Here is a 22,043-nt window from a genome sequence, read left to right as displayed (position 1 = left end):
GAGTCTCGTGGGCTCGGAGATGGGTAAAAGCGACAGCCGCGACGCCGCCCAACCGTCCCCCACCCCGAGCGGCTCGATGTCCGTACGGCTCGGATCACCGCCGACGATCACGCTGTTGTCGTACGACGACGAGGGCGCCGTCACCGTGGAGTACGCGAGGCGCGTGTAGTACGGGTCGTAGCGGACGTCCTCGCTGCCGTGGTTGTGGAGGCGGACCAGACCGTCCGAACCGGTCGACTGGATCAGCCAGTTGGGGGCGGCGATCGGCCGGACCTCGTCCCCGCGCTCGACCGGGGACGGCTCCTCCACGGCCGTCCACACCTCGTGGTCCGGCGGCAGGAGCAGGCCGAGGAAGGCCTTGCTCGCCCAGTACGGGGAGGCGGGGCCCGAGTAGCCCTGGAGGACGGCGGGGTCGGGGCCGTGCCAGCCGAGGGTCAGCAGGCCGTCGGAGTTCACCGCGCCCCGGTCGAGGAAGTACTTCAGCGCCCCCGACGCCAGCCGCCGCGTCTGCCCGGGCGTGAGCGGGGTACGGCCGGTCAGGGCGCCGAGCCACAGGGGGGCCGTGGTGGCGAAACGATAAGTCAGTGAGCGGCCCTGGTGCAGCGGGGCGCCGTCGCCGCCGAACAGGCGGGCGTAGTCGGCGAGGTGGGCCTCCAACCGTTCACCGTATACAGCCGACAGCCGACTGTCGTCGGCGAACCAGGCGTGCAACACCGGATACAGGTGCATCGCCCAGCCGTTGTAGTAGTCGAACTTCCGACCCTCGCCGTCGGTGTACCAGCCACCGCCGACATACCACTCCTCGATCCGCTCCAGGCCACGGTCGATCGCCTTGCGGGAGGCCTCGGGCTCGTGGCCGATCTCCTGGAGGAAGCCGCCGACGGTGACGGGGAACAGCTCCCAGTTGCAGGGCCAGGCCTCGGCGGTCAGCGCGTCGCCCAGCCAGCCGGCGGCCCGCTGACGTACGCCGTCGTCCAGCCGGTCCCACAGCAGCGGGCGCGTCAGCCGCAGCGCCACGGCGATCGACGCCGCCTCCACCAGCGGCTGGCTCCGGTCCTCGATGCGCGGCCAGACGCCGGACACCCCGGCCGCGAGGCCCTCGGCGTAGCGCTGGAGGGCGGTCTCGTCCTGACGGAAGGCCGCCAGCAGGAGCGTCCGGGCGTAGCCCTCCAGCCCGTCGGAGACCCGACCGGACCAGCTCGTGTGCTCACCGGGGAAGTGGTAGAGGGCGCCCCCCTCGGCGGCGTACGGCTCCGTCGCGGCGAGCAGGGCGTCGGCGGCGGATTCCCAGTGGGCGCGGGTGTATCCGGTACAGGGACTTTGCATACGGTCGGCAGGCGGCAGCTGCATGGACTCGCTTCCAGATCTCGACGACATCCGGCACGGTAACGCCCCCAGGGGCGCGGGGAGCTGCGTGACCGGCCCCCACCGGCCCGCGCCGGCCGGCAGACAGGTCAACGCCCTCTCCGCGGAGCGCTTCGTGGAGCGTCAGGCCTGGGGCGCCCCGGTTCCGGTCGGGGCGCCCCAGGGGCTCATCCCACCCGCACCAGGCCTCTCGGCACCAGGTGCTGGGCGACGAGTTCGTCGCGGACGAGGCCGGCGTACACCGTGGCCCCGTGCACGGAGGTGTGCGTGTTGTCCCGCTTCTCGTTGTAGAGGTAGATCGCCTTGGAACCCTCGACTCCCAAGGACTCCACGAGCGACTTCGTCCTCGCCGTCAAGTCGATCAGCGGGACGTCCTGCGCGGCGGCGACCGAGCGGATGACTGCGGGGTGGTCGACGCCGAGGCCGTTGACCAGGAGTGCGGTGTTGTTGTTCAGGGTGCCGTCGGAGTTGAACCAGCGTCGCACGATCGGCGTCACGAGGACAGGCTCACCGCCCTTTTCGCGGATACCGGCGACCAGTGTCTCCAGGTTCGTCCGGTAGGTCACCTCGTCGGTGGTCTTGTCGTTGTGGGCGAGCTGGACCAGGACCAGGTCACCGCGGCGGATCAACGGCTGGACGGTGGCGAAGAGTTGAGGGTTCGACAGATAGGTGACCGTACTCTCGCCGGAGTCCGCGTAGTTGGCGACGGAGATGCCCTTGCGGAGGTATTGGGGCAGTTGTTGGCCCCAGCCGGTGTACGGGTCGCCGGGCTGGTCGCAGACCGTGGAGTCGCCGACGAGGAAGATCTGGCGGGCGTGCCGGGCGGGGGTGACCCTGATGTCGGCGAGCGCGGGGGCCGAACCGCCGAACACGAGGTCGAGGCCGGGGGTGCCTTCGGCTCCGGTGGGTTCGCCCTCGGGGGTGCGGACGTTCACGGTGAAACTGCGGGCGGTCCGCTCGCCGGCCGCGACGGCGGTCTCGGGGAGCAGGGAACGCCGGGTCTCACCGCTGACACTCGTGCTCGACCCGGCGTCGCCGCCGAGGAGGACCTTGACGTCGTACGTGCCGGCCGGGACGTCGAAGTGACAGACGGTGGCGGTGCAGTTCTCGAGGCCGAGGGGGCGGTGCTGGCCGTGTCCCTCGGCGGTGGCGTGGGCCGGGACGGCGGTCAGGGCGGTGCTCAGCGCGACCGTCGCCAGCAGGGCGAGGTTGAAACGTCTCATTCGAGGCTCCTACGACACACGACAAGGCCTGGCGGCTGGACCGTACCCCTATCGGCAAGCGCTTTCTAGACCTCGGGCCGATTTCACAAGATTGCCAACCTCCAGCAAGCGAAAGCCCTTTCGCGAAATCGATTCAACTGCCACCCTCGCTCTCACCCGCACCACCCCCACATGTCCTCGAAGGAGGCACCCCCATGTCCGGATCCGCAGCGAACAGACCGGTCCGCCGCCGCACCTTCGTCCTCGGTACAGCGGCCGCCGCCGGATCGGCCGCGCTCGCCGGACCGCTCGCCGAGTCGGCCTCCGCCGCGGCCTTCGGCTGGTCCGACGACGGTTCGAACTACGTCGTCGACACCGGCGCCAACCTCGTCTTCAAGGTCAGCAAGACCAACGGCGACCTGACCTCGCTGGTCTACCGCGGCACGGAGTACCAGGGCTACGACGGCAAGAACTCACACATCGAGTCCGGCCTCGGCACCTCCACCGTGACCATCGCCCAGTCGGGTTCGACGATCCTGATCTCGGTCACGTACGGCACGCTCAAGCACTACTACGCGGCCCGCAGCGGCGAGAACAACGTCTACCTGTGGACCAACAAGGCCGACACCTCGGTCTCCGCGACCCGCTTCATCGTGCGCGTCAAGGCCGGGCTCTTCCTCAACGACGAGCCCGACTCCTACACCTACGCGCCAACCACCATCGAGGCCTCGGACGTCTTCGCGAAGTCCGACGGCCAGACCCGCTCCAAGCACTACTCCAAGGTGCGGGTCATCGACTACGACTACGTCGGCTGGAGCACCGGCAGCGTCGGCCTGTACGTCGTCCGCTCCAACCACGAGAAGGCCTCCGGCGGCCCCTTCTACCGCTCTCTCCTGCGCCACCAGAGCGCCGACGGCGGCGGCCTGTACGAGATCCTGTACTACGGCCAGAACCAGACCGAGGACCAGCGCTTCGGTCTCCAGGGCCCCTACGTCATCGCCTTCACGGACGGCGGCGCGCCCTCCTCGTCGCTGTACCCGGGCACCCTCACCACCTCGTGGGCGGACTCGCTGGGCCTGTCCGGGTACGTGGCGGCGAGCGGTCGGGGCCGGGTCGCCGGCGTCGGGATCACCGGGCGGAACACGTCGTACGCGTACACCGTCGGGCTCGCCAACTCGGCCGCGCAGTACTGGGGTTCGGCACGATCCTCGGACGGCTACTTCTCGATCGGCGCGGTGCTGCCGGGGACGTACACGCTGACCGTCTACAAGAGCGAGTTGGCTGTATACAGTACATCGGTGACCGTATCCGCCGGTGGGACGACCACGCTGAACACCATCGCGATCCCGTCCTCGAACGACCCGAGCAACGCGAGCGCGATCTGGCGGATCAACGACTGGAACGGCACGCCGAGCGGCTTCAAGAACGCCGACCTGATGACGTACGCCCACCCGTCCGACGTCCGCGCCTCGGCCTGGACCGGCAACGTGGTCGTCGGCAGCGGCACCGAGACCTCGGCCTTCCCCTGCTACCTCTGGAAGGACGTCAACAGCGGTCTGCTGGTGTACTTCAAGCTGACCGCGGCCCAGGCCGCCGCCGCGCACACCCTGCGCATCGGCGTGACGACGGCCTACGCCAACGGCCGGCCGCAGGTCGTCGTCAACGACACCTGGACCTCCGCCATCCCCTCCCCGCCCACCCAGCCGAACACCCGGTCACTGACCAACGGCTCCTACCGGGGGAACAACTACACGTTCACCTACAGCGTCCCGGCCAGCGCCTGGCTCACGGACACCGGTCAGTACAACGTGCTGAAGATCAACGTGGTGAGCGGTTCGGGGACGACGGCCTATCTCAGCGCGGGCACGTCGATCGACGCGATCGACCTGCTCGCCTGAGCTGACGTCAGGTTCCGCGCGTCCACTGCTGGTTGGTCGCCCCGTTGCACGTGTACGTGATGATCGCGGCCGAGTTGGCGGTGGACGCGCCGTTCACGTCCAGGCACTCTCCGGTGGCGCGGGCCTTGACGAGCCAGTAGCTGCCGGAGGCGGTGAGACTCCACTGCTGGGTGGTCGCCGTCCCGCAGTTCTCCTGGGTGACGTTGGTGGAGTTCTCCTGGAGGCACAGGGAGCTGCCGCGGCCGACGAGTTGGTAGTAGCCGGTGCCGAGGTCCTTGAACCAGAACTTCTGGTTGTTGCCGCTGTTGCAGGTGTACTGGGTGACGGCGATGCCCTGCCACAGGGACTGGTTCGGCACGTCCACGCACTTCGAACTGTTGCGGGCGATCAGGGTGTTGTACGTGGCGCTCGTCCCGGAGATCGTCCCGGCGGCCGCGTCGACGGTGACCTCGGGGTACCAGGACATCGACATCGTGGTGGAGCTCGGGAAGGTCAGCGGCAGCCACACGTAACGGGAGTCGTTGACGGTGCCGCCGAAGGAGTTGCCCCAGCGGTCGCCCATGTAGAGGTACGAGGTACCCGAAGTGCCCTGCACGGGAAGGACGTACGCGGTCTGCGAGTTGTACGTCGTGGAGTCACCGACGTTCGCCATCGACGTCCACGGTCCGGCGAGGGAGGTCGCGGTGGCGTACTGCTGCTGGTTGGCGCTCCAGCCGGTCGCGCCCGACGTCAGCATGAAGTAGACGCTGCCCCGCTTGAACAGGGCCGGGGCCTCGCGGTGGCCGCCCGCCCAGGGGTTGGCGACCAGGCTGTCGATGGCGGTGTAGTCGGCGGTGAGCCGGTAGATGTGCAGGTCGTAGTTCTCGTTGGCGGCGGACACCATGTAGCCGGTGCCGTCGGTGTCGACGAACGTGGTGATGTCACGGGACATGTGGGTGCCGAGCGGACGGAAGCTGCCCTGGTAGGTGTAGTTCCCGTCGACGGTGTCGGAGACGGCGACGGCGGCGCGGGCCTCGCTGTAGTCGGTGCCGTTCTCCTTGTGCATCCACATCACGAACTTGCCGGTGGAGGCGTTGTAGATGACCTTGGGCCGCTCGATGTAGGCGGTGCCCAGCTCGGAGGCGGACGACTGGGTCAGGACGTTGTTCCTGAACTCCCAGTTCTTCAGGTCGGTGGAGCGGTAGGCGGACACGTACCGGAAGGTGTTGTCGGAGTTGCGGTTCTCCCCGAACCAGTAGTAGTACGACCCGACCTTGATGACCCCGCCGCCATGGGCGTGCAGAGCGCTGCCCGAACTGTCCGTGAACTGGACGCCGTTGGGGATCGTCAGGGCGGCGGCCTGGGCGGGCCCCGCGGTGACCAGGGCGCCGGCCAGGGCCAGACACAGGGCGAGCAGTACCGCGTACACACGTCTCATCTCAGACACTCTCCTTCACCGAGTCGGTGGCGCCGTCCGCCACCGGTATGCCGAAGTCCGGGGTGCCGTCCGCGTGCCAGCCCAGCTTCTGGACGCGGGTGTGCCGGTTGGGGTCGTTCAGGGGGTCGCCGACGATCTCCTTGTACTGGCGGGCGTGGTAGACGAGGACGTCGCTGCGCCCGTCCTCGGCGACCGTGAAGCTGTTGTGGCCGGGGCCGTACTGCTTCGTGGTGTCGTTGCTGGTGAAGACCGGGGTGGGTGACTTGGACCAGTTGGCCGGGACCATGAGGTCGGCGTCCGCGTCGACGGTCAGCAGGCCCATGCAGTAGTTGAAGTCGGTGGCGCTGGCCGAGTACGACATGAACAGACGGCCGTTGCGGGCGATGACCGACGGGCCCTCGTTGACCTTGTAGCCGATGCGCTCCCAGTCGTACTCGGGTGTGGACAGCCGGACTTGAGGGCCCGTCAGGGTCCACGGGTTCGCCATCCGCGACAGCCACAGCGCGGTGTTGTTGTCCATGCCGGGCTCGTGCTGGGCCCAGGCGAGGTAGCGGCTGCCGCGGTGGGTGAAGGTGGTGGCGTCGAGGGAGAAGGTCTCCCAGGCCGTCTTCAGCTGGCCGCGTTCGACCCAAGTCCCCTTGAACGGGTTGGGGTCGGCGTTCTCCAGGACCCAGATACGGATGTCCCAGACGCTCTCGGCGGGGGCGGAGGCGAAGTAGATGTACCACTTGCCGCCGATGCGGTGGATCTCCGGCGCCCAGATGTGGGCACCCATCGGGCCCGTCGCGTGCTTGGTCCAGATGACGGACTCGGGCGCCGCCGTCAGGCCGTTCAGGGTGCGGGAGCGGCGCAGGATGATCCGGTCGTACTCGGGCGCGGTCGCGGTGAAGTAGTAGTGGCCGTCGGAGTGGCGGTGGATGTGGGGGTCGGCGCGGTTGCGGACGAGCGGGTTCACGAACGGGGGTGTCTTCTTCGGGCTCGGGGCGGCTGCGGCGACGGTGGGGGTCGCGGCCAGGGCGCCCGCGGCCAGGGCACCTTTCAGCAGCATGCGCCTGTCGGGGACGTCGGACGTGCGGCTCATACGGACTGCCTCTCGGATGGGGGTGTCCTGAGAGTGATGTTCGATATTGAGAACATCTGTTGTTATTGCGAACAGCCGAAAGGTAAGGCTGGGGAACGACGAGGTCAACGGGTCGGACGCGACAAGAGAAGGCGCTTTCTACGGGACCGCGTCAGCACGGGACTTTTCTGTTATCCATGGCCGGTCCGCCCCGTCTCCGTACCGTGCGCAGCCATACCCACAAGACAGCAGCCGCAGCCGGCGCCCTCGCGACGGTCGCCTTCCTGATGACCGCTCCCCCGGCGCAGGCGGCCGGCACCCGCGACATCACCGCCGACTTGCTCGCGGGCCGGGACGTGACCCTCGCCGGCGACACGGTCGTCACCGTGCCCGCCGGGACGACGACGTACGACGGCGTCCTCCGCGGCGAGGGCACGCTCACCGTGCGCGGCAGCGGAACACTGGTCCTGACCCGGGACAGCGACTTCACGCTGCCGAAGTCCCGGCAGCGGCAGCAGGTGTCGATCCAGGGCGGCAACCATCCCTACGTCACCACGACCGCCCCCGACCCGCCCGCGGTCACGGTCGCACGCGGGGCGACGCTCCAGTACGGCAACGGTGGCTCGACCGGTCTGATCGGCCATTTCCCGTACGGCACCCCGCAGTTCGCGCTCAACCAGGACAACATCCGGGTCGACGGCACACTGCGGCTGGCCCTGAAGGACGCCGCCTACAACCTGGGCACCATCAGCGGCTCCGGGCTGATCACCCAGCCGCGCTTCCTCTGGGGCACCTGGGACCTGTCGGGCACCCACACCTTCTCCGGGGTGATCGACAACGGCACGCAGGTCAACGCCGGACGCCCCGAGTTCGCGACCTCGCTGCCGAAGGTCCGCAAGGTCCTCAACCAAGGCACCTGGACCGTGGACACCCCGCTGGGCCAGACCGTCACCCAGGGCATGGACTTCTACCAGCGCGAGTACGGCAGCGACATCAACGTCCAGTCCCGTCCGGGCAGCAAGGTCGTCCTGACCGGCCAGTACAGCTGGTCGGACCAGGGCGGCGACACCGACCCCTCACTCAGCGACCCGGCCCTGAACTGGACGCCCGCACGCAAGAACGTCAACAAGCGCGGCACCAACATCAAGGGCGCGAACGTCCAGTGGGGCGACGGCACGACGCACAAGATCTTCATGCCGGGCACGGCGCAGACCGTCTACATCAACCTGCTGGCGGCACGGTCCCGTTCACTGCTCACGTTCGACTACAACGGGCCGGTGACGCTGGGCGCCCCCATCGGCGGCGGCCGGTTCCACGACACGCTGGCCGCACCCGGCGCCGGGGACGTCGTGATCGCCGGGACGCGCGGGAACGACGTCACCTTCGCGGCCGTGCAGTACTACGACGGCTCGACGACCGTCGAGAAGGGGGCGGTGCTGCGGCTGGGCAGCGGTCGGTCGGGCGGCGACGGTGGACTGTATACCGCAGGCAGTCTGTACCGGGTCGTGAACAACGGCTCGCTCGTGCTGAACAACGTCGGCAAGGCCCTGACCCTGTCCCGGATCTCCGGCGGCGGGTCGGTCACCCAGGCGGGCAGCGCGACGACGACCCTGACGGGCAGCGGGGTGGCGTACACGGGGACGACGACGGTGAAGAAGGGCACGCTGGCGCTTCGGCAGGGGGCGACTCTGCGGCGCAGCAAGGCGATCCGGCTGACCTCCACGGGCTCCCGGCTGGACGCGGGCACGACGGGGCTGCGGGTGGCGACCTCGCTCAGCGGCAAGGGCACGGTGAAGGGCTCGGTGACCAACGACGGGGTCGTCGCCGGCGGGCTCACGGTCTCCGGGAACTACACGCAGAGCGCGAAGGGCGAACTCGTGCTGCGGGACAAGCCGTTGAAGGTGACCGGTGCGGTGCGACTGGCCGGCGCCCTGGACCTCGCGGCCGCCGGGACCGGGGCAGCGCGCGAGATCACCGTACTGAACCACACGGGGGGCTCGCGGACCGCCGGCACGTTCACCGGGCTGAAGGAGGGGGCGAAGGTGAAGCTCGCCGACACCACCTACCGGATCAGCTACCGGGGCGGCGACGGCAACGACGTCGTACTGAGCGCGGCCACGACGACGAGCAAGTCCACTTCTCCGTCCGGCACTTCGTCCTCGGACGCCGTGGTCACCCGCACCGTCGGGGCCGCCGAGGACGACCGCATGGGCTGGTGGCCGTACGCGCTGGCACTCGGCCTGCTGGGCGGACTCGCGGTCCCGGCGACCAGACACCGCCGAGGGAACCAGCGACGGGGCGGACGGCACGCGGCGAACGGGTGAAGCCTCTCCAGGCCTCTCCAGGCCTCTCCAGGCCAGGCCAGGATCGTCACTGACCGCACCGGGGGGCCATGTCCATCCGCACCGTGATCGAGCAGCGCGAAACGGGCGTGGTGATCGCCCCCGCGCCGAGGACCCCGCCGGACGTCCGGTCCAGGCCGGACCCACGTCGGCGACACCCGGCACGTCCGACGCGCAGGTGACACCGGACACCCTCCCCTCCCTGCCCTCGGGCCCGGCGGGGAAGGGTGGGCCGGGCGGGCCACCGGCATTAGGGCGTGACGACGATCGGCACACCCCTCAGCTGGTATCGGCCACGCGAAACAGCACTGGTCGTGGCTTTCACCTGCACGCCCACGCCACCCCTCCACATTGGGCGGAACCCGAGCCGGACATCACGTTCCGCCGTACCGGACCCGTTCGCGGGGTGGACAAGCGCGCTGGGTGGCCTGTCGCCGGAGTACCGTCGACGGCATGACCAGCAACTCCTCCCTCGCCGAGGCGCTCGCCGCCGGGACCGTCGTGCTCGACGGCGGTATGTCGAACCAGCTCGAGTCCGCCGGGCACGATCTCAGTGACGAGCTGTGGTCGGCGCGGCTGCTCGCCGAGCGGCCCGAGGCGATCACCGAGGCGCACCTCGCCTACTTCGAGGCCGGCGCGGACGTGGCGATCACCTCCAGCTACCAGGCCACCTTCGAGGGCTTCGCCAAGCGCGGGATCTCGCACGAGCGGGCGGCCGAACTACTTGCGGCCAGCGTCGAGTTGGCCCGTGAGGCGGCCTCGCAGGCGAAGGCGAAGGGCGTCACGCGGCCACTGTGGGTGGCGGCGTCGGTCGGGCCGTACGGGGCGATGCTGGCGGACGGCTCCGAGTACCGGGGGCGGTACGGGCTGAGCGTCGACGAGCTGGAGCGTTTCCACCGGCCCCGTCTGGAGGTGCTCGCCGCCGCGGGACCCGACGTACTGGCACTGGAGACGGTGCCGGACGCGGATGAGGCGGAGGCGTTGGTGCGGGCGGTGCGTGGACTGCATACACCCGCCTGGCTTTCGTATTCGATCGACGGTCGGCACACGCGTGCCGGCCAGCCGCTGGAGGAGGCCTTCGCCCTGGCCGCCGAGGCGGACGAGGTGATCGCGGTCGGCGTGAACTGCTGCGCGCCCGAGGACGTGGACGCCGCCGTCGAGATCGCCGCCCGGGTCACCGGCAAGCCGGTCGTCGTCTATCCGAACAGCGGCGAGGCCTGGGACGCCGAAGCCCGTGCCTGGAACGGGCACTCCTCCTTCGCCCCCGGCCAGGTGCGCGCCTGGCGGGAGTCCGGGGCCCGGCTGATCGGCGGGTGCTGCCGAGTGGGGCCGCAGGCGATCACATCGATCGCGGAGACGCTGGCGTAGGCCTAGGGCGTAGGGCGCCGACGGGCGGCAAAGGGAAAGGCAAGGAGTCAGCTACTCCTTGCCACTCTTAACCTATAGCGCACCCTGTGGCTTGCGGCAAGACCCCCCTCGTGCCGCAGAATCTCCGGTCGAAGCCAGAAACCGCGGAAATCAGCGATTCACACAGTGCGTTCGTTTTTGGGGGTTCCATGATCGACGTGATCATCGCCGGTGGCGGACCGACCGGCTCGATGCTGGCCGGCGAACTGCGGCTGCACGGCGTGCGGGTGCTCGTACTGGAGAAGGACGCCGAGCCCGCCGCGTACGTCCGCTCGCTCGGCCTCCACGTACGCAGTATCGAGGTGATGGACCAGCGCGGCCTGCTGGAGCGGTTCCTCGCGCACGGTCGTCAATTCCCGGTCGGCGGCGGCTACTTCGCCGCCATCGAGAAGCCGGTGCCCGAGCTGGACACCGCGCACGGCTACATCCTCGCCATCCCGCAGCCCGTCACCGATCGCCTGCTGGCCGAGCACGCCGTCGAGTCGGGTGCCGAGATCCGGCGCGGCTGCGAAGTCGTGGGGGTGAGCCAGGACGAGGACGGGGTGGACGTCGAACTCGCCGACGGCACACGGCTGCGCTCGCGCTATGTCGTCGGCTGCGACGGCGGGCGCAGCACCGTGCGCAAACTGATCGGCGTCGGCTTCCCCGGTGAACCCGCCCAGGCCGAAACCCTGTTGGGCGAGATGGAGGTGACGGAGGCCCCGGAGACGATCGCCGCCGTCGTGACGAGGATCCGGCAGACCGAGAAGCGGTTCGGGCTCGGGCCCGTCGGGGAGGGGCGGTACCGCGTCGTCGTACCCGCCGAAGGGGTGGCCGAGGACCGCTCGGTCCCGCCGACCCTGGAGGAGTTCAAGCGGCAGCTGCGGGCCTGCTCGGGAACCGACTTCGGGGTGCACTCGCCGCGTTGGCTCTCCCGGTTCGGCGATGCCACCCGGCTGGCCGACAGCTACCGGGTCGGCCGGGTGCTGCTGGCCGGCGACGCGGCGCACGTGCACCCGCCGTTGGGCGGACAGGGCCTCAACCTCGGTATCCAGGACGCCTTCAACCTCGGCTGGAAGCTGGCCGCCGAGATCACGGGCCAGGCTCCCGAGGGGCTGCTGGACAGTTATCAGGGCGAACGGCGTCCGGTGGCCGCCGCCGTACTGGACAACACCCGCGTGCAGAACCTGCTCATCTCCACCGACCCGACCGCCCAGGCGGTACGGCGGCTGATGGCGGAGCTGATGGACTTCGAGGGCGTGACCCGGCACCTGATCGAGAAGGTCACCGCGCTCGACATCCGCTACGACTTCGGCGAGGGCCACGAACTCCTGGGCCGGCGGCTGCGGGACGTGAAGCTGACGCAGGGGCGCCTCTACGAGCTGACGCGCTCCGGCCGCGGGCTGCTGCTCGACCGGACCGGCGGCGGCCGGCTCTCGGTCGAGGGCTGGGCGGACCGGGTCGACCACGTCGTGGACCTGAGTGCGGAACTGGACGTGCCCGCCGTGCTGTTGCGGCCGGACGGCCATGTGGCGTGGGTCGGTGAGGACCAGGAGGAGCTGCTCGATCGGCTGCCCCGGTGGTTCGGCGCCGCCACGGCCACCGCCACCGCCTGAGCGTACGACCCCACGGCACCGGGCCCCGCACGGGCGGCGGCCCCGGTGCCGTCGTAGCCACTCCCCCTCACCCTCGTCCCGGCCCTTCCCCGCGGCCCGCACCGTCCACCCGCCGACGACCGTCGCCGCGGTTCCTGCCGCAGCCCCCTCGTCCCGGCCCTCCGCCGCTGCTAGCCTCCGGATCGGGAACCGGTTTCCATCCTTGTTGCCGCAGTTCCCGAGGGGTGGGCCGACAAGCCCGGGGAGAGGGGCGAGGCAGGTATGACCAGGAAGAGCGAGGACGCGAGCCGCAGCACCATCAGGGATGTGGCGGCGCGCGCGGGGGTGTCCGCTTCGACCGTGTCACGGGTGCTGGGCGGGGTCTATCCGGTGAGCGCGGCGACCCGTACGCGCGTGATGCGGGCGGTCCGCGAGATGGACTACGTCGCCGACGCGCGCGCCAAGGCGATCGCGGGCGTCGGCACGCCCACGCTGGCGTTCGTGCTGGAGGACATCACCGGCCCGTCGTTCGCGCTGATGGCGCACGGCGTGGAGCGTGAGGCGACGCGGCTGGGCCATCTGTGCCTGGTGTGCAGCACGGAGGGCGACGCACGGCACGAACTGGAGTTCGTGGAGATGATGCGCGCGCAGCGGGCGGCCGCCGTGATCCTGGTCGGCGGTGGCGCCGACACCGTCGAGTACCGCGAGCGCACCCGCCGTATGGCCGACTCGCTGGCCTCGGCCGGCTCCCGCCTCGTGCTGTGCGGGCGCCCGCCGCTGGGGCCCGGGGCACCGGTCACGGTCATCGAGTACGACAACGAGGGCGGCGCCTACGCCCTGGTCGCGCACGTCCTCGCGCAGGGCCACCAGCGGGTGCTGTTCCTCGGCGGCAGGCCCGACCACACCACGGCGCAGGGGCGTGAGCGCGGCTATCTCGCCGCCCACCGGGCGCGCGGCGTCGAGCCCGCCGGGGAACTGGTGCTGCACGGTGACTTCACCCGCGACTCGGGCCACCGGCTGATGCGCGAGGCGCTGGAGCGGAAGCTGGACTTCACGGCCGTGGTCGCCGCCACCGACATGGTCGCGGCCGGCGCGCTCACCGCGCTGCACGAGGCGGGCGTCAGTGTGCCGGGCGATGTGTCGCTGGCCGGGTACGACGACATCCCGTTCGCCAGGGATCTGCATCCCGCGCTGACGACCGTGCATGTTCCCTACGAGGAACTGGGCAGGCTCGCCGTGAGGACCGCGCTGGGGCGCGAACCGAACACCCCGGACGAGCATCTGCTGCTGGGCACGCATGTGGTGGTACGGGACTCGGTGGCGCCGCTGAAGGGCTAGGCGGCGCGGCCGCGGGCACCGAGGGCCTCTTGTCGTGGAACCGGTTGCTACTTATGCTCACGACCTCGGCAGACCTAGGCAGACCTCGGCAAACGCTTCCTCCCCTGGAGCCTCCCGCATGAGCACCGGCCCCATCCGTCTCACCCCGGGCGCGCACACCGCCCTCCGTCCCGCGACGGCCGCCCGCATCACCGACGGATTCTGGGCCGCCCGCCGCGCCACCAACGCCGACGTCAGCATTCCCCAGGGCCCCGCCCGGCTGGAGGCGGCCGGAAACCTCGACAACCTCCGTGCCGCCGCCGACGGCAAGGGCTCCTTCACGGGCGACTTCCCGTTCCAGGACTCGGACGTGCACAAGTGGCTGGAGGCGGCGTCCTGGCAGCTCGCGGACCGCTCCGACGATCCCGAACTGGCCGCTCACGTGGACGAGTTGACCGCGCTGCTGGCCGCCGCTCAGGACACCGACGGCTATCTTCAGACGTACTACCAGGTCGCCCGCCCGGACCGCCGCTGGCAGGAACTGGGCTGGGGCCACGAGTTGTACTGCGCGGGCCATCTGATCCAGGCCGCGGTGGCCCACCACCGGGCGACGGGACGCCGTGAACTCCTCGACGTCGCCGAGCGGTTCGCCGACCACATCGACTCGGTCCTCGGCCCGGGCAAGCGGATCGACGGCGTGTGCGGCCATCCCGAGATCGAGACCGCGCTGGTGGAGCTGTACCGGGAGACCGGGGAGCGGCGCTGGCTGGAGCTGGCCGGCCACTTCGTGGACCGGCGCGGGCACGGGCTGCTCGACGCCGACGTCAACCCCCATCTGGGCCGAGCCTATTGGCAGGACCACATACCGGTGCGCGAGGCCACGACGGTCTCCGGTCACGCCGTACGGCAGCTGTATCTGCTCGCGGGTGTGGCGGACCTGGCCGCGGAGACGGGCGACCGTGAACTGTATGCGGTCGCCGAGCGACTGTGGGACGTGATGGTGGCGACCAAGACGTATCTGACGGGCGGTGTCGGTGCCCGTCACGAGGGCGAGTCCTTCGGGGAGCCGTACGAACTCCCGCCGGACCGGGCCTACGCGGAGACCTGCGCGGCCATCGCGTCGATCCAGTGGTCGTGGCGGATGGCGCTGCTGACCGGTGACGCGAAGTACTCCGACCTCGTCGAACACACCCTCTACAACGGCTTCCTGGCCGGCGTCGGCCTCGACGGCGACAGCTGGCTGTACGTCAATCCGCTCCAGGTGCGCGAGGAGTACGAGGGCGCGTACGAACCGGACAAGGCGGCCCGCCGCACCCCCTGGTTCCGCTGCGCCTGCTGCCCGCCGAACGTGATGCGGCTGCTCGCCTCGCTCCCCCACTACATGGCGAGCGGCGACGCCGAGGGGCTCCAGCTCCATCAGTACGCGACGGGCGTGTACGAGGCCGGCGGTGGGCGGGTCCGGGTGGAGACCGGCTACCCCTGGGACGGGCGGATCGTGGTGACCGTGGAGGAGGCGCCGGACGCCGACTGGACGCTGTCGCTGCGGATCCCGTCCTGGTGCACGGACTTCACGGCGACGGCCCCCGACGGCGAAGCACCCGCGGAGACCCTCCCCGGCTGGCTGCGGGTGCGTCGCCGCTGGTCGCCGGGCGACACCTTCACCCTCGGCCTCGAACCGGACGCCCGGCTCACCCGCCCCGACCCGTACGTGGACGCCGTACGCGGCTGCGTGGCCATCGAACGCGGCCCCCTGGTCCACTGTCTGGAGGGAGTGGACCAGCCGCCCGGCATCCGCTTCGAGGACCTGACCCTGCCCTACGGTTCCCACCTCTCGGTCCGGTACGACCCCGAGCTGCTGGGCGGGATCGGTGTCGTCACTGCCGACGGACTGCGCCGGGGAGGCGGAGACGCCGTACCACTGACCGCAGTTCCGTACTACGCGTGGGCGAATCGTCAGGAGGGACCGATGCGGGTGTGGATTCCGGAGGGGTGACGTCGGCGGTGGCGGTGGTGACGTCCGTGGTGGCGTCGGTGGTCCAGAGGGCGAACCCGGCATCGCGGGGGCCGTGTGCCGTGTACGGCGGACTGTATGCGAAATCCGGGGGACCGTCGGCTGTCTGCGCCGGGCGGTCGTCGATCGCGTATTCCGACCGCTCGTCGCCGACGTCACCGATGTCGCGGGCGTCGCCGAAGATCCGCACCGGGTGCGTCTCGTCCCATGCCTCCCACCCCGGATCACCGTCGACCGCGAACCGCACCCACGCCCCGTGCATCGCCTCGGCCAGCTCGTGCGGAGCTCCTTCCCCGGCGAGCTTGGCGGACTCGGGGCTGTCGCCCGTGTCGAAGACGAAGCCCAGTTCCAGGGCGTGGCAGGAGCCGAGGGCGGGGCGGCGGGAGGGCCAGGCGAACTCGTAGACGTACGCGGTGCCGGGGCGGGCGTCGGCCAGGCGGTGCAGGGGGAGGCGCAGCAGGTGGTCGGTGACCATCTGGCCGACGATCTCGGCGGTGCCGGCGTCGGGGTGCAGGACGCGGTAGCCGCGCGGTATCTCGTGGCCGGCGTGGCAGCGGGCCATGGCGCCGGCCAGGGCGACGGGGCCGAGGCGGTCGACGCGTTCCAGGAGGCCGCCGGGGACCAGCCAGAGCCGGTACTCGTCGCGGGTCCAGCCGACCATCAGGTCGACGTCACGGGCCGCGTCACCCTCGGTCAGGGCCTCCAGGGGGTCGCGCGGGACGAGGTCGCCGTCGACGACGATGCCGAAGGCGGGGCCGCCGAGCACCGGGCTGCTGAGCCGGCCGACCTCGCCCTGGGTGCGCAGCAGCAGGTCGCGGTCGACCTCGGCGAAGGCGGCCGCGGTGGCGGGGATCTTCAGCCGGGTGGCCATGCGGCGCACCATCCGCCGTACCTTGTCGCGGTCGACGGCCTCGGGCGGGCCGCTCTGGAGGATCGCGCGCCGCACCAGGCCCTGGGCCTGCGGTGTCGCGAGCAGCGCGCCGGCACTGATCGCGCCCGCGGACTGGCCCGCCAGGGTGATACGGGCGGGGTCGCCGCCGAAGGCTCCGATCGACCGGTGCACCCACTCCAGTGCGGCGAGCTGGTCGCGCAGGCCCGGGTTGGCGGGGGTGTCCGGGAACAGGCCGTAGCCCTCGACTCCCAGCCGGTAGTTGACGGAGACGAGGACGACGCCGTCCCGGGCGAAGCCATGCCCGTCGTACACCGGCACGGCGGAGGATCCCCTGGTCAGGGCGCCGCCGTGCAACCAGACCAGAACCGGGAGCCGGGCCCCGCGGCCCGGCTCCGGTGTCCATACGTTGAGGTTGAGACAGTCGTCGCCGGGCACGACCGGGTCGGACAGGTACTGCGCGAAGGCGTCCGAGTACGGCGGTTTCGGTGCCGTCGGGCCGAAGGCCCCCGCCTCCCGCACCCCGTCCCACGGCTCGGGCGGGAGGGGCGGCCGGAACCGTCGGGGGCCGAAGGGGGGCGCCGCGTAGGGGATGCCCCGGAACACCGCGATCCCGTTCTCGTGACGGCCGCGTACGGCTCCGTACGGCGTGTTCACCACGGGATCTGCCTGGACTGCCGTCATTCGACCACCAGCCTCCTCGCCGCACTCGTGCACCGTGAACAACAGAGCACCACATCACGGCGCGGTATTCCGGTGCACGAGGCGAACTGGAGGCTGTTCGGGGTACATCGCATACAGTCCGCTACCGTCTGTACGCAGCGTGAGGTCTGGCACGCACCGTGCGAACTGTATGCGATGTGCGATATGCCGGTTACTACTTCGCGTACATCAGCGTGCCGAAACCGAGCTGGTCGAAGCCGCCGCTGGTGGAGCCGTAGTCCCCGCCGCCGCCCTCGGGGGCGTTGGCGTAGTAGAACGCCGAGATGTACTTGTCGTCGAGGCTCACGCGCCGGTTGTAGTGGAAGTGGAGCATCGCCCAGACCGGGCGGATCTGGCCGCGGGAGGCGGCGGAGATCACCGTCTGGGAGGACCGGGAGCAGTTCTGGCCGGTGCCCCAGGTGTAGGTGGTGAAGGGGACGTCGTTGCCGAGGTTGTACTTCGCGACGTACTGGGCGGCCTTCATGAAGCGGCGGCTGTCGTAGGAGTAGAGGTCGTCGCCCTGGTTCCAGGCCATCTCGCAGATCGCGCCCATCTGGCCCATGCCCATGACGGTGTGCCCCTGGTCACGGCCGGACTCCTGCCACTGGCCCAGCGCGTAGCCGTCGGAGTCGGTGTACAGGTACGGCACCGCGTGGGCGAGGGAGCCGTTGCCGGCGCCGGACTTGAAGTACGTGACGGCCTGGTCGTACTTGGCGCTGTCCTCGTTGAGGATGCCGATGGCCAGGACGGAGGCCATGTTGCACAGGTCCCAGTTGGCCCAGTAGTTGGTGATGCAGGCGTCGTTGTGGTTGGTCAGGAAGCTGTTGTTCATCGGGTAGAAGACGTTCGCCATCAGGTCCTGGGCGGCGGCGAGGTCGAACCCGTCGTAGTCCCGCATGAGTTCGCAGGCGTTGGCGAACTGCCAGCCGTAGAGGCCGGCCGCGAGGAACCGGTCGGCGTTGCCGTTGATCGCGGTGAGCGTGGTGGACCACGCGTTGAGGATGTTCGCGGCGCAGACCGCGTTGGCCTCGGTGCCGCCGACCCGCCAGCGCAGGGCGTTCTGGTAGGCGGCGGCGATGTCGTTGTAGAGGAGGCCGTAGTTCTCGCCGGTGCCGCCGCGGATGACGGTGGCGGTGGCCCGGTTGGTCCAGGTGGACTGGGAGTGGGAGTTGGCGACCAGTCTGTTCCAGCCGGACAGCCAGGGGTCGGTGCCGGCGGCGACCCTGACCTTGGCGCGGTTGATGTCGCCGGCGTTGTGCAGCATGCCCGGGTGGGTCCAGGTGCTCGGGGCGGCGTCCGCGGTGGTGGCGGCGAAGGCGCCGCTCCCGAGGGCGAGGGCGGCGCCGAGTCCGCCGGCGGTCCTCAGCAGACCACGGCGGCTCAACTCGCTTTCCTGGAGGTGCCGGTGGGGGGACGTGCGGCTCATGTGCGTCTCCAATCCGTGGGGGGATCTAGAGAGAGGTGACCCTCACCTCTTCGAACTGGGTGGTGCAGCGGACCAGCGGGCTGCGGGAGCAGACCACGAGGCCGACGTGGTGGGCGGCGTCGCCGAAACCGGGGATCTCGCCGATGGCGAGGTCGGTCCAGGTGGTGCCGTCGTCGGTGGAGACTGCTGCGGTGAAGGCGGTCCCGGTGCGCTTCAGCCGTAGCAGCAGGGGCAGTTGGACGGTGATGGTGCCGGAGAAGGCGGAGGCTCCGGCGACGGTCCTGCGCAGCATGAGCTGTGCGGTGGTGCCGCCGGCGACGATGACTCCGGCGGCCTGGTCGAACGGCGACAGCGACTTGGCGATCAGCAGACCGACCCGGTCCGCGGCGGTGCCGCCGCGGGCGACCAGGCGGGCGGTGATCTGGTAGTCGCCGGTGACGGATCGGCGTACGAACTGCCCTGTCATGCCTTGGTTGTTGACGGTGAGGTCGGTTCCCGCGCCACGGACGGTGAAAGTGCCGTCGGCGTAGGAGGTGTTGCCGGGTGTCGTGACCGCCACCACGCCGAGGGTGCCGAAGGATCGGTCGTCGAGGACCGGGTCGCCGAGGTCTCCGTAGGTCCAGGGGGCGGGCGGGGGTGTGCCCACCGTCAGGGCGAGGGTGGCGGTGCCGTCCCCGGAGGCGTTGCCCGCGGTCGTCGTGACCGTGAAGTCGCCTGTTTCGGTGGGGGTTCCGTGGATCAGGCCGGTGCGCCTGTCGAGGCGCAGGCCGTCGGGGAGTCCGTCGGCGGTGAACCGTACGGGCTCGTGCGAGCCTCGCAGGAGGTGCCGGAAGTCGTCGCCGCGACTCGCGAACACGGTTGCCGCCGAGGTGATTTGGGGCACGGTGGGTGTGGGCATCTGTGCGGCGGCGGGTTTGGAGAGGGGGCCGCGGCCGGCGCTGTTCGTCTTCGCCACGACGTAGTGGTACGCCGTGCCGGGAGTGCCGGTGGCGTCCGTGTACCGGATGCGGGCGCCGAAGCCGACCGGGCCGACATGGGTCGCGATCGTCTCATAGGGGCCGTCGGCGGTGGTGGAGCGCAGCACCTTGTACCGGGCGGAGAGGTCGGGGTCGGTCCAGGCCAGTTCGACCGCGTCGCCGGCGGAGGTCGCCCGCAGGTCGGTGGCGGTTCGCCTCGGGCGGGGTGCGGACCAGACCTCGCCGGCCGCGGCGGAGACCACGCTGACGTGGTCGAAGGCGCCGGTGCCGGTCTCGGCGTAGTCCTCGTCGACGCCGAGACAGGAGGTGAGGACGAGACCGGCGTATGCAATGTGCCGTAGACCGCCGACCTCGGTACGGCCGACTTCCGTCCACCGTATGCCGTCGGGCGAGATCGCTCCGGTGCACCAGCGGCCCTTGCGGGTCACGCGCACCCAGTACGGGGCCCGCAGCCGGTAACCGTCACCGGCGCCCTCGACGTACGGGGCCTCCAGAGGGGTCGCCGATTCGGGCAGCGTGCCGAGGCCGGAGATCGGGAAGGACGCGTTGACGGTGATCGCGTCCTGTTGGGAGGGCGGCACCGGGGTGCTGCCGGTGGCGGAGATGTCCGCGCCGGTAGAGGGGCGTACCGTCCACACGCCGCTCCATGTGTGCAGCGGGAGCCCCTGGATCAGCATCGAGGCATGGGCGGCGTCCGGGTCGAGGCCCGCCCGGACGGTGACGCCGATCTTGGAGTACTGCGAGCTGAGCGGCCACACGATGCGGGCGGTGACGGTGCCGTCGCCGCGCAGCGGGAGGTGGACGAGGCGGTGGGTTTCCTCGGTGCCGCTCGCCTCCAGGACGAACCGTTCGCCGTCGAAGGCGGCCGACCCGGGGATCTTCACGTCGCCGACGTCCCGGGTGGACCAGGGCTCGGGGAGGCCGGCGGTGACGGCGGCGGGGCTGGACGTGCCGCTGCTGCCGTGGGAGTTCGTGGCGGTGACCGTGTAGTAGTAGGTCCGCCCGGACTGTATGCCGCCATGTGTATGCGATGTGCCGTCGACCGCCGACGCGATCTCCTGGTAGGGCCCTTCGGGCTTGGTCGCCCGGCGGACGGTGTAATGCGTCGCCCACACCGACGGCAGCCAGGCCACGGTGACCGACGTACCGTCGTCGTCGCCCACCGCCGTGACCCCCGCCGGTGGCGTCGGCACGGTCGGGTCCGGTGCCTTCGTCCCGGCGTACGCGAACGTCCCCCAGCTGGGCAGATCGTCGTTGCTGCCCTCGACGACGCGGGCGCCGCCGGTGCCGCGGAAGACGGCCGCCTCGGTGTACGGGGTGTCGAGGCCGCGGACGCCGGCGTAGTGGGCGTAGTACATCTCGTAGATCGGCGGCAGGTTGCCACGGACCTTGTCGGAGACGGTCGTCTTGATGTACTTGCCGGTGCGGTCGAGGTCCGGGGTGAAGGGGACGTCGCCGCCGAGGTTGTAGCGGGCGGCGTACTCGGCGTTGGCGAGGATGCGGTGGTCGTCGAAGGCCCACAGGTCGACGCCCTGGTTCCAGGCGACCTGCGCGGCGTCGCCCATGAGGCCGACGGCGAGCTGTTCGTGGCCCTGGTCGCGGCCGCTCTCCTGGCCCTGGCCGGCGTCGGTGACGACGCGGCCTCGGACGCTGCCGTTGCCCGCGCCGGCCGCGGCGAAGCGCAGGGCGTCCTCGAAGAGGGTGCGTTCCTCGCAGAACACGCCGATGGCGAGGACGGACTGAAGGGCCGTCAGGTCCCAGTTCCCGTTGGCGTAGAGCATGTAGCCGGAGATCGCCGGATACCAGACGCGCAGGAAGGACTCCTCGCAGCGGGCGATGTCGGCGTCGCTCCAGCCGTCGTAGTCCGAATGCCTCAGCAGTTCGGCCGCGTTGACGAACTTGAAGACCTGGAGGCCCGCGCCGAGCGGACCGTCGGCGCCGGTGACCATGGTGAGCGAGGCCGACCAGGCGTTGAGGATGTCGCGGGCCTTGTCGGCGTGGGCGCGGTTGCCGGTGACGGCCCACATCAGGGCGTTCTGGTAGGCGGCGGCCGAGTCGGCGACGGCCTGGTTCTGGAAGTTGGTGGGACCGCGGCCCCAGCTGGTGATCTGGCCGGTGTTCTGGACGGTGTACGTGGACTTCGAGCGGGCGTGGGCCGCGAGGGCGAGGTAGCCGTCGTGGATCGGTGATTCCTGTGCCGCGACGGCGGATCTCATCCGTGCGATGTCGTCGGCTGTATGCAGTAGTCCGGGGTGGGTGAACTGTCGGCGGTCGGCGGTCGACCCGTCGCCGGAGTCCGCCGCGCTCGCCGTGGCGGGCACGAGCAGTCCGCTCGCGCCCGCCACCAGCAGCAGGGCCGCGGTGCCGCCGAGGAAACCCCGGCGACTCGTCGCGGGAGTACCGGGAGTACCGGGAGTACTGGGAGTACTGGGCATGTCGCAAGTGCCGGACGTGCC

Annotated in this window: 13 protein-coding genes; 6 read left to right on the top strand and 7 right to left on the bottom strand. The window is 70.5% G+C overall.

The window, feature by feature from the left end; genetic code table 11:
* Together HLK59_RS28100 and HLK59_RS28095 are read right to left on the bottom strand one after the other, a co-directional pair.
* Window positions 1-1,350, bottom strand: a 1,350-nt coding sequence (locus HLK59_RS28100; protein WP_171144324.1) for a DUF2264 domain-containing protein, incomplete at its 3' end; no start/stop codon positions are given.
* Between the two features lie 182 nt (window positions 1,351-1,532).
* The gene (locus tag HLK59_RS28095) at window positions 1,533-2,588 is read right to left on the bottom strand and encodes a rhamnogalacturonan acetylesterase (RefSeq protein ID WP_171144323.1); all 1,056 of its coding nucleotides are present in this window, start codon (window positions 2,586-2,588) and stop codon (window positions 1,533-1,535) included.
* A 194-nt stretch (window positions 2,589-2,782) separates the two neighbouring features.
* Here HLK59_RS28095 and HLK59_RS28090 point away from each other — a divergent pair, with 194 nt between their 5' ends.
* A complete protein-coding gene (locus HLK59_RS28090; RefSeq protein ID WP_171144322.1) occupies window positions 2,783-4,465 on the top strand; it encodes a rhamnogalacturonan lyase B N-terminal domain-containing protein in 1,683 nt (560 codons plus the stop codon).
* 7 nt (window positions 4,466-4,472) lie between these two features.
* Here the strand turns inward: HLK59_RS28090 and HLK59_RS28085 are convergent, their stop codons facing one another.
* Both HLK59_RS28085 and HLK59_RS28080 read right to left on the bottom strand, forming a co-directional pair.
* Window positions 4,473-5,882, bottom strand: a complete 1,410-nt coding sequence (locus HLK59_RS28085) for an RICIN domain-containing protein (protein ID WP_171144321.1) — start codon at window positions 5,880-5,882, stop codon at window positions 4,473-4,475.
* A gap of 1 nt (window position 5,883) precedes the next feature.
* Window positions 5,884-6,963: a glycoside hydrolase family 43 protein gene (locus HLK59_RS28080; RefSeq protein WP_171144320.1), complete on the bottom strand. Its 1,080-nt coding sequence runs from the start codon at window positions 6,961-6,963 to the stop codon at window positions 5,884-5,886.
* Window positions 6,964-7,139: 176 nt separating this feature from the next.
* On the opposite strand from HLK59_RS28080, the gene HLK59_RS28075 reads away from it, so the two are divergent.
* The 5 genes from HLK59_RS28075 (at window position 7,140) to HLK59_RS28055 (ending at window position 15,575) form a co-directional block, all read left to right on the top strand.
* Entirely contained in the window at window positions 7,140-9,266 is a 2,127-nt protein-coding gene (locus HLK59_RS28075) for an autotransporter (RefSeq protein ID WP_206327673.1), read from the top strand.
* A gap of 471 nt (window positions 9,267-9,737) precedes the next feature.
* Window positions 9,738-10,652 carry a homocysteine S-methyltransferase gene (gene mmuM, locus HLK59_RS28070; RefSeq protein ID WP_171144318.1) on the top strand — a complete coding sequence of 305 codons (915 nt, stop codon included), beginning with the start codon at window positions 9,738-9,740 and terminating at the stop codon, window positions 10,650-10,652.
* A gap of 188 nt (window positions 10,653-10,840) precedes the next feature.
* The gene (gene rox / locus HLK59_RS28065) at window positions 10,841-12,286 is read left to right on the top strand and encodes a rifampin monooxygenase (RefSeq protein WP_171144317.1); all 1,446 of its coding nucleotides are present in this window, start codon (window positions 10,841-10,843) and stop codon (window positions 12,284-12,286) included.
* 261 nt (window positions 12,287-12,547) lie between these two features.
* Window positions 12,548-13,603, top strand: a complete 1,056-nt coding sequence (locus HLK59_RS28060) for a LacI family DNA-binding transcriptional regulator (protein ID WP_171144316.1) — start codon at window positions 12,548-12,550, stop codon at window positions 13,601-13,603.
* 118 nt (window positions 13,604-13,721) lie between these two features.
* Entirely contained in the window at window positions 13,722-15,575 is a 1,854-nt protein-coding gene (locus HLK59_RS28055; protein ID WP_171144315.1) for a beta-L-arabinofuranosidase domain-containing protein, read from the top strand.
* Here HLK59_RS28055 and HLK59_RS28050 read toward each other — a convergent pair.
* From HLK59_RS28050 to HLK59_RS28040, 3 genes are all read right to left on the bottom strand, one after another.
* Complete coding sequence (locus HLK59_RS28050) at window positions 15,457-17,166, bottom strand: carboxylesterase family protein (RefSeq protein WP_171144314.1); 1,710 nt, start codon at window positions 17,164-17,166, stop codon at window positions 15,457-15,459. The genes HLK59_RS28055 and HLK59_RS28050 overlap by 119 nt on opposite strands.
* A 193-nt stretch (window positions 17,167-17,359) precedes the next feature.
* Window positions 17,360-18,610 (bottom strand): alginate lyase family protein, encoded by a 1,251-nt coding sequence (locus HLK59_RS28045; RefSeq protein WP_171144313.1) that lies wholly within the window; start codon window positions 18,608-18,610, stop codon window positions 17,360-17,362.
* A gap of 25 nt (window positions 18,611-18,635) precedes the next feature.
* Window positions 18,636-22,022 carry an alginate lyase family protein gene (locus HLK59_RS28040; RefSeq protein ID WP_171144312.1) on the bottom strand — a complete coding sequence of 1,129 codons (3,387 nt, stop codon included), beginning with the start codon at window positions 22,020-22,022 and terminating at the stop codon, window positions 18,636-18,638.
* Window positions 22,023-22,043 lie beyond the last annotated feature (21 nt).

It is taken from the genome of Streptomyces sp. S3(2020), assembly GCF_013044505.1.
In the GTDB taxonomy this organism is placed as follows: domain Bacteria; phylum Actinomycetota; class Actinomycetes; order Streptomycetales; family Streptomycetaceae; genus Streptomyces.
Note: the sequence above shows the minus strand (reverse complement) of the source record. Positions and strands in the feature narration are given on the sequence as shown.

What these genes read in the sequence shown, in the direction of transcription:
- HLK59_RS28095 (WP_171144323.1), bottom strand. Translation starts at nt 2,588, where the DNA reads ATGAGACGTTTCAACCTCGCCCTGCTGGCGACGGTCGCGCTGAGCACC.
- HLK59_RS28090 (WP_171144322.1), top strand. Translation starts at nt 2,783, where the DNA reads ATGTCCGGATCCGCAGCGAACAGACCGGTCCGCCGCCGCACCTTCGTC.
- HLK59_RS28085 (WP_171144321.1), bottom strand. Translation starts at nt 5,882, where the DNA reads ATGAGACGTGTGTACGCGGTACTGCTCGCCCTGTGTCTGGCCCTGGCC.
- HLK59_RS28080 (WP_171144320.1), bottom strand. Translation starts at nt 6,963, where the DNA reads ATGAGCCGCACGTCCGACGTCCCCGACAGGCGCATGCTGCTGAAAGGT.
- HLK59_RS28075 (WP_206327673.1), top strand. Translation starts at nt 7,140, where the DNA reads ATGGCCGGTCCGCCCCGTCTCCGTACCGTGCGCAGCCATACCCACAAG.
- mmuM (WP_171144318.1), top strand. Translation starts at nt 9,738, where the DNA reads ATGACCAGCAACTCCTCCCTCGCCGAGGCGCTCGCCGCCGGGACCGTC.
- rox (WP_171144317.1), top strand. Translation starts at nt 10,841, where the DNA reads ATGATCGACGTGATCATCGCCGGTGGCGGACCGACCGGCTCGATGCTG.
- HLK59_RS28060 (WP_171144316.1), top strand. Translation starts at nt 12,548, where the DNA reads ATGACCAGGAAGAGCGAGGACGCGAGCCGCAGCACCATCAGGGATGTG.
- HLK59_RS28055 (WP_171144315.1), top strand. Translation starts at nt 13,722, where the DNA reads ATGAGCACCGGCCCCATCCGTCTCACCCCGGGCGCGCACACCGCCCTC.
- HLK59_RS28050 (WP_171144314.1), bottom strand. Translation starts at nt 17,166, where the DNA reads ATGACGGCAGTCCAGGCAGATCCCGTGGTGAACACGCCGTACGGAGCC.
- HLK59_RS28045 (WP_171144313.1), bottom strand. Translation starts at nt 18,610, where the DNA reads ATGAGCCGCACGTCCCCCCACCGGCACCTCCAGGAAAGCGAGTTGAGC.
- HLK59_RS28040 (WP_171144312.1), bottom strand. Translation starts at nt 22,022, where the DNA reads ATGCCCAGTACTCCCAGTACTCCCGGTACTCCCGGTACTCCCGCGACG.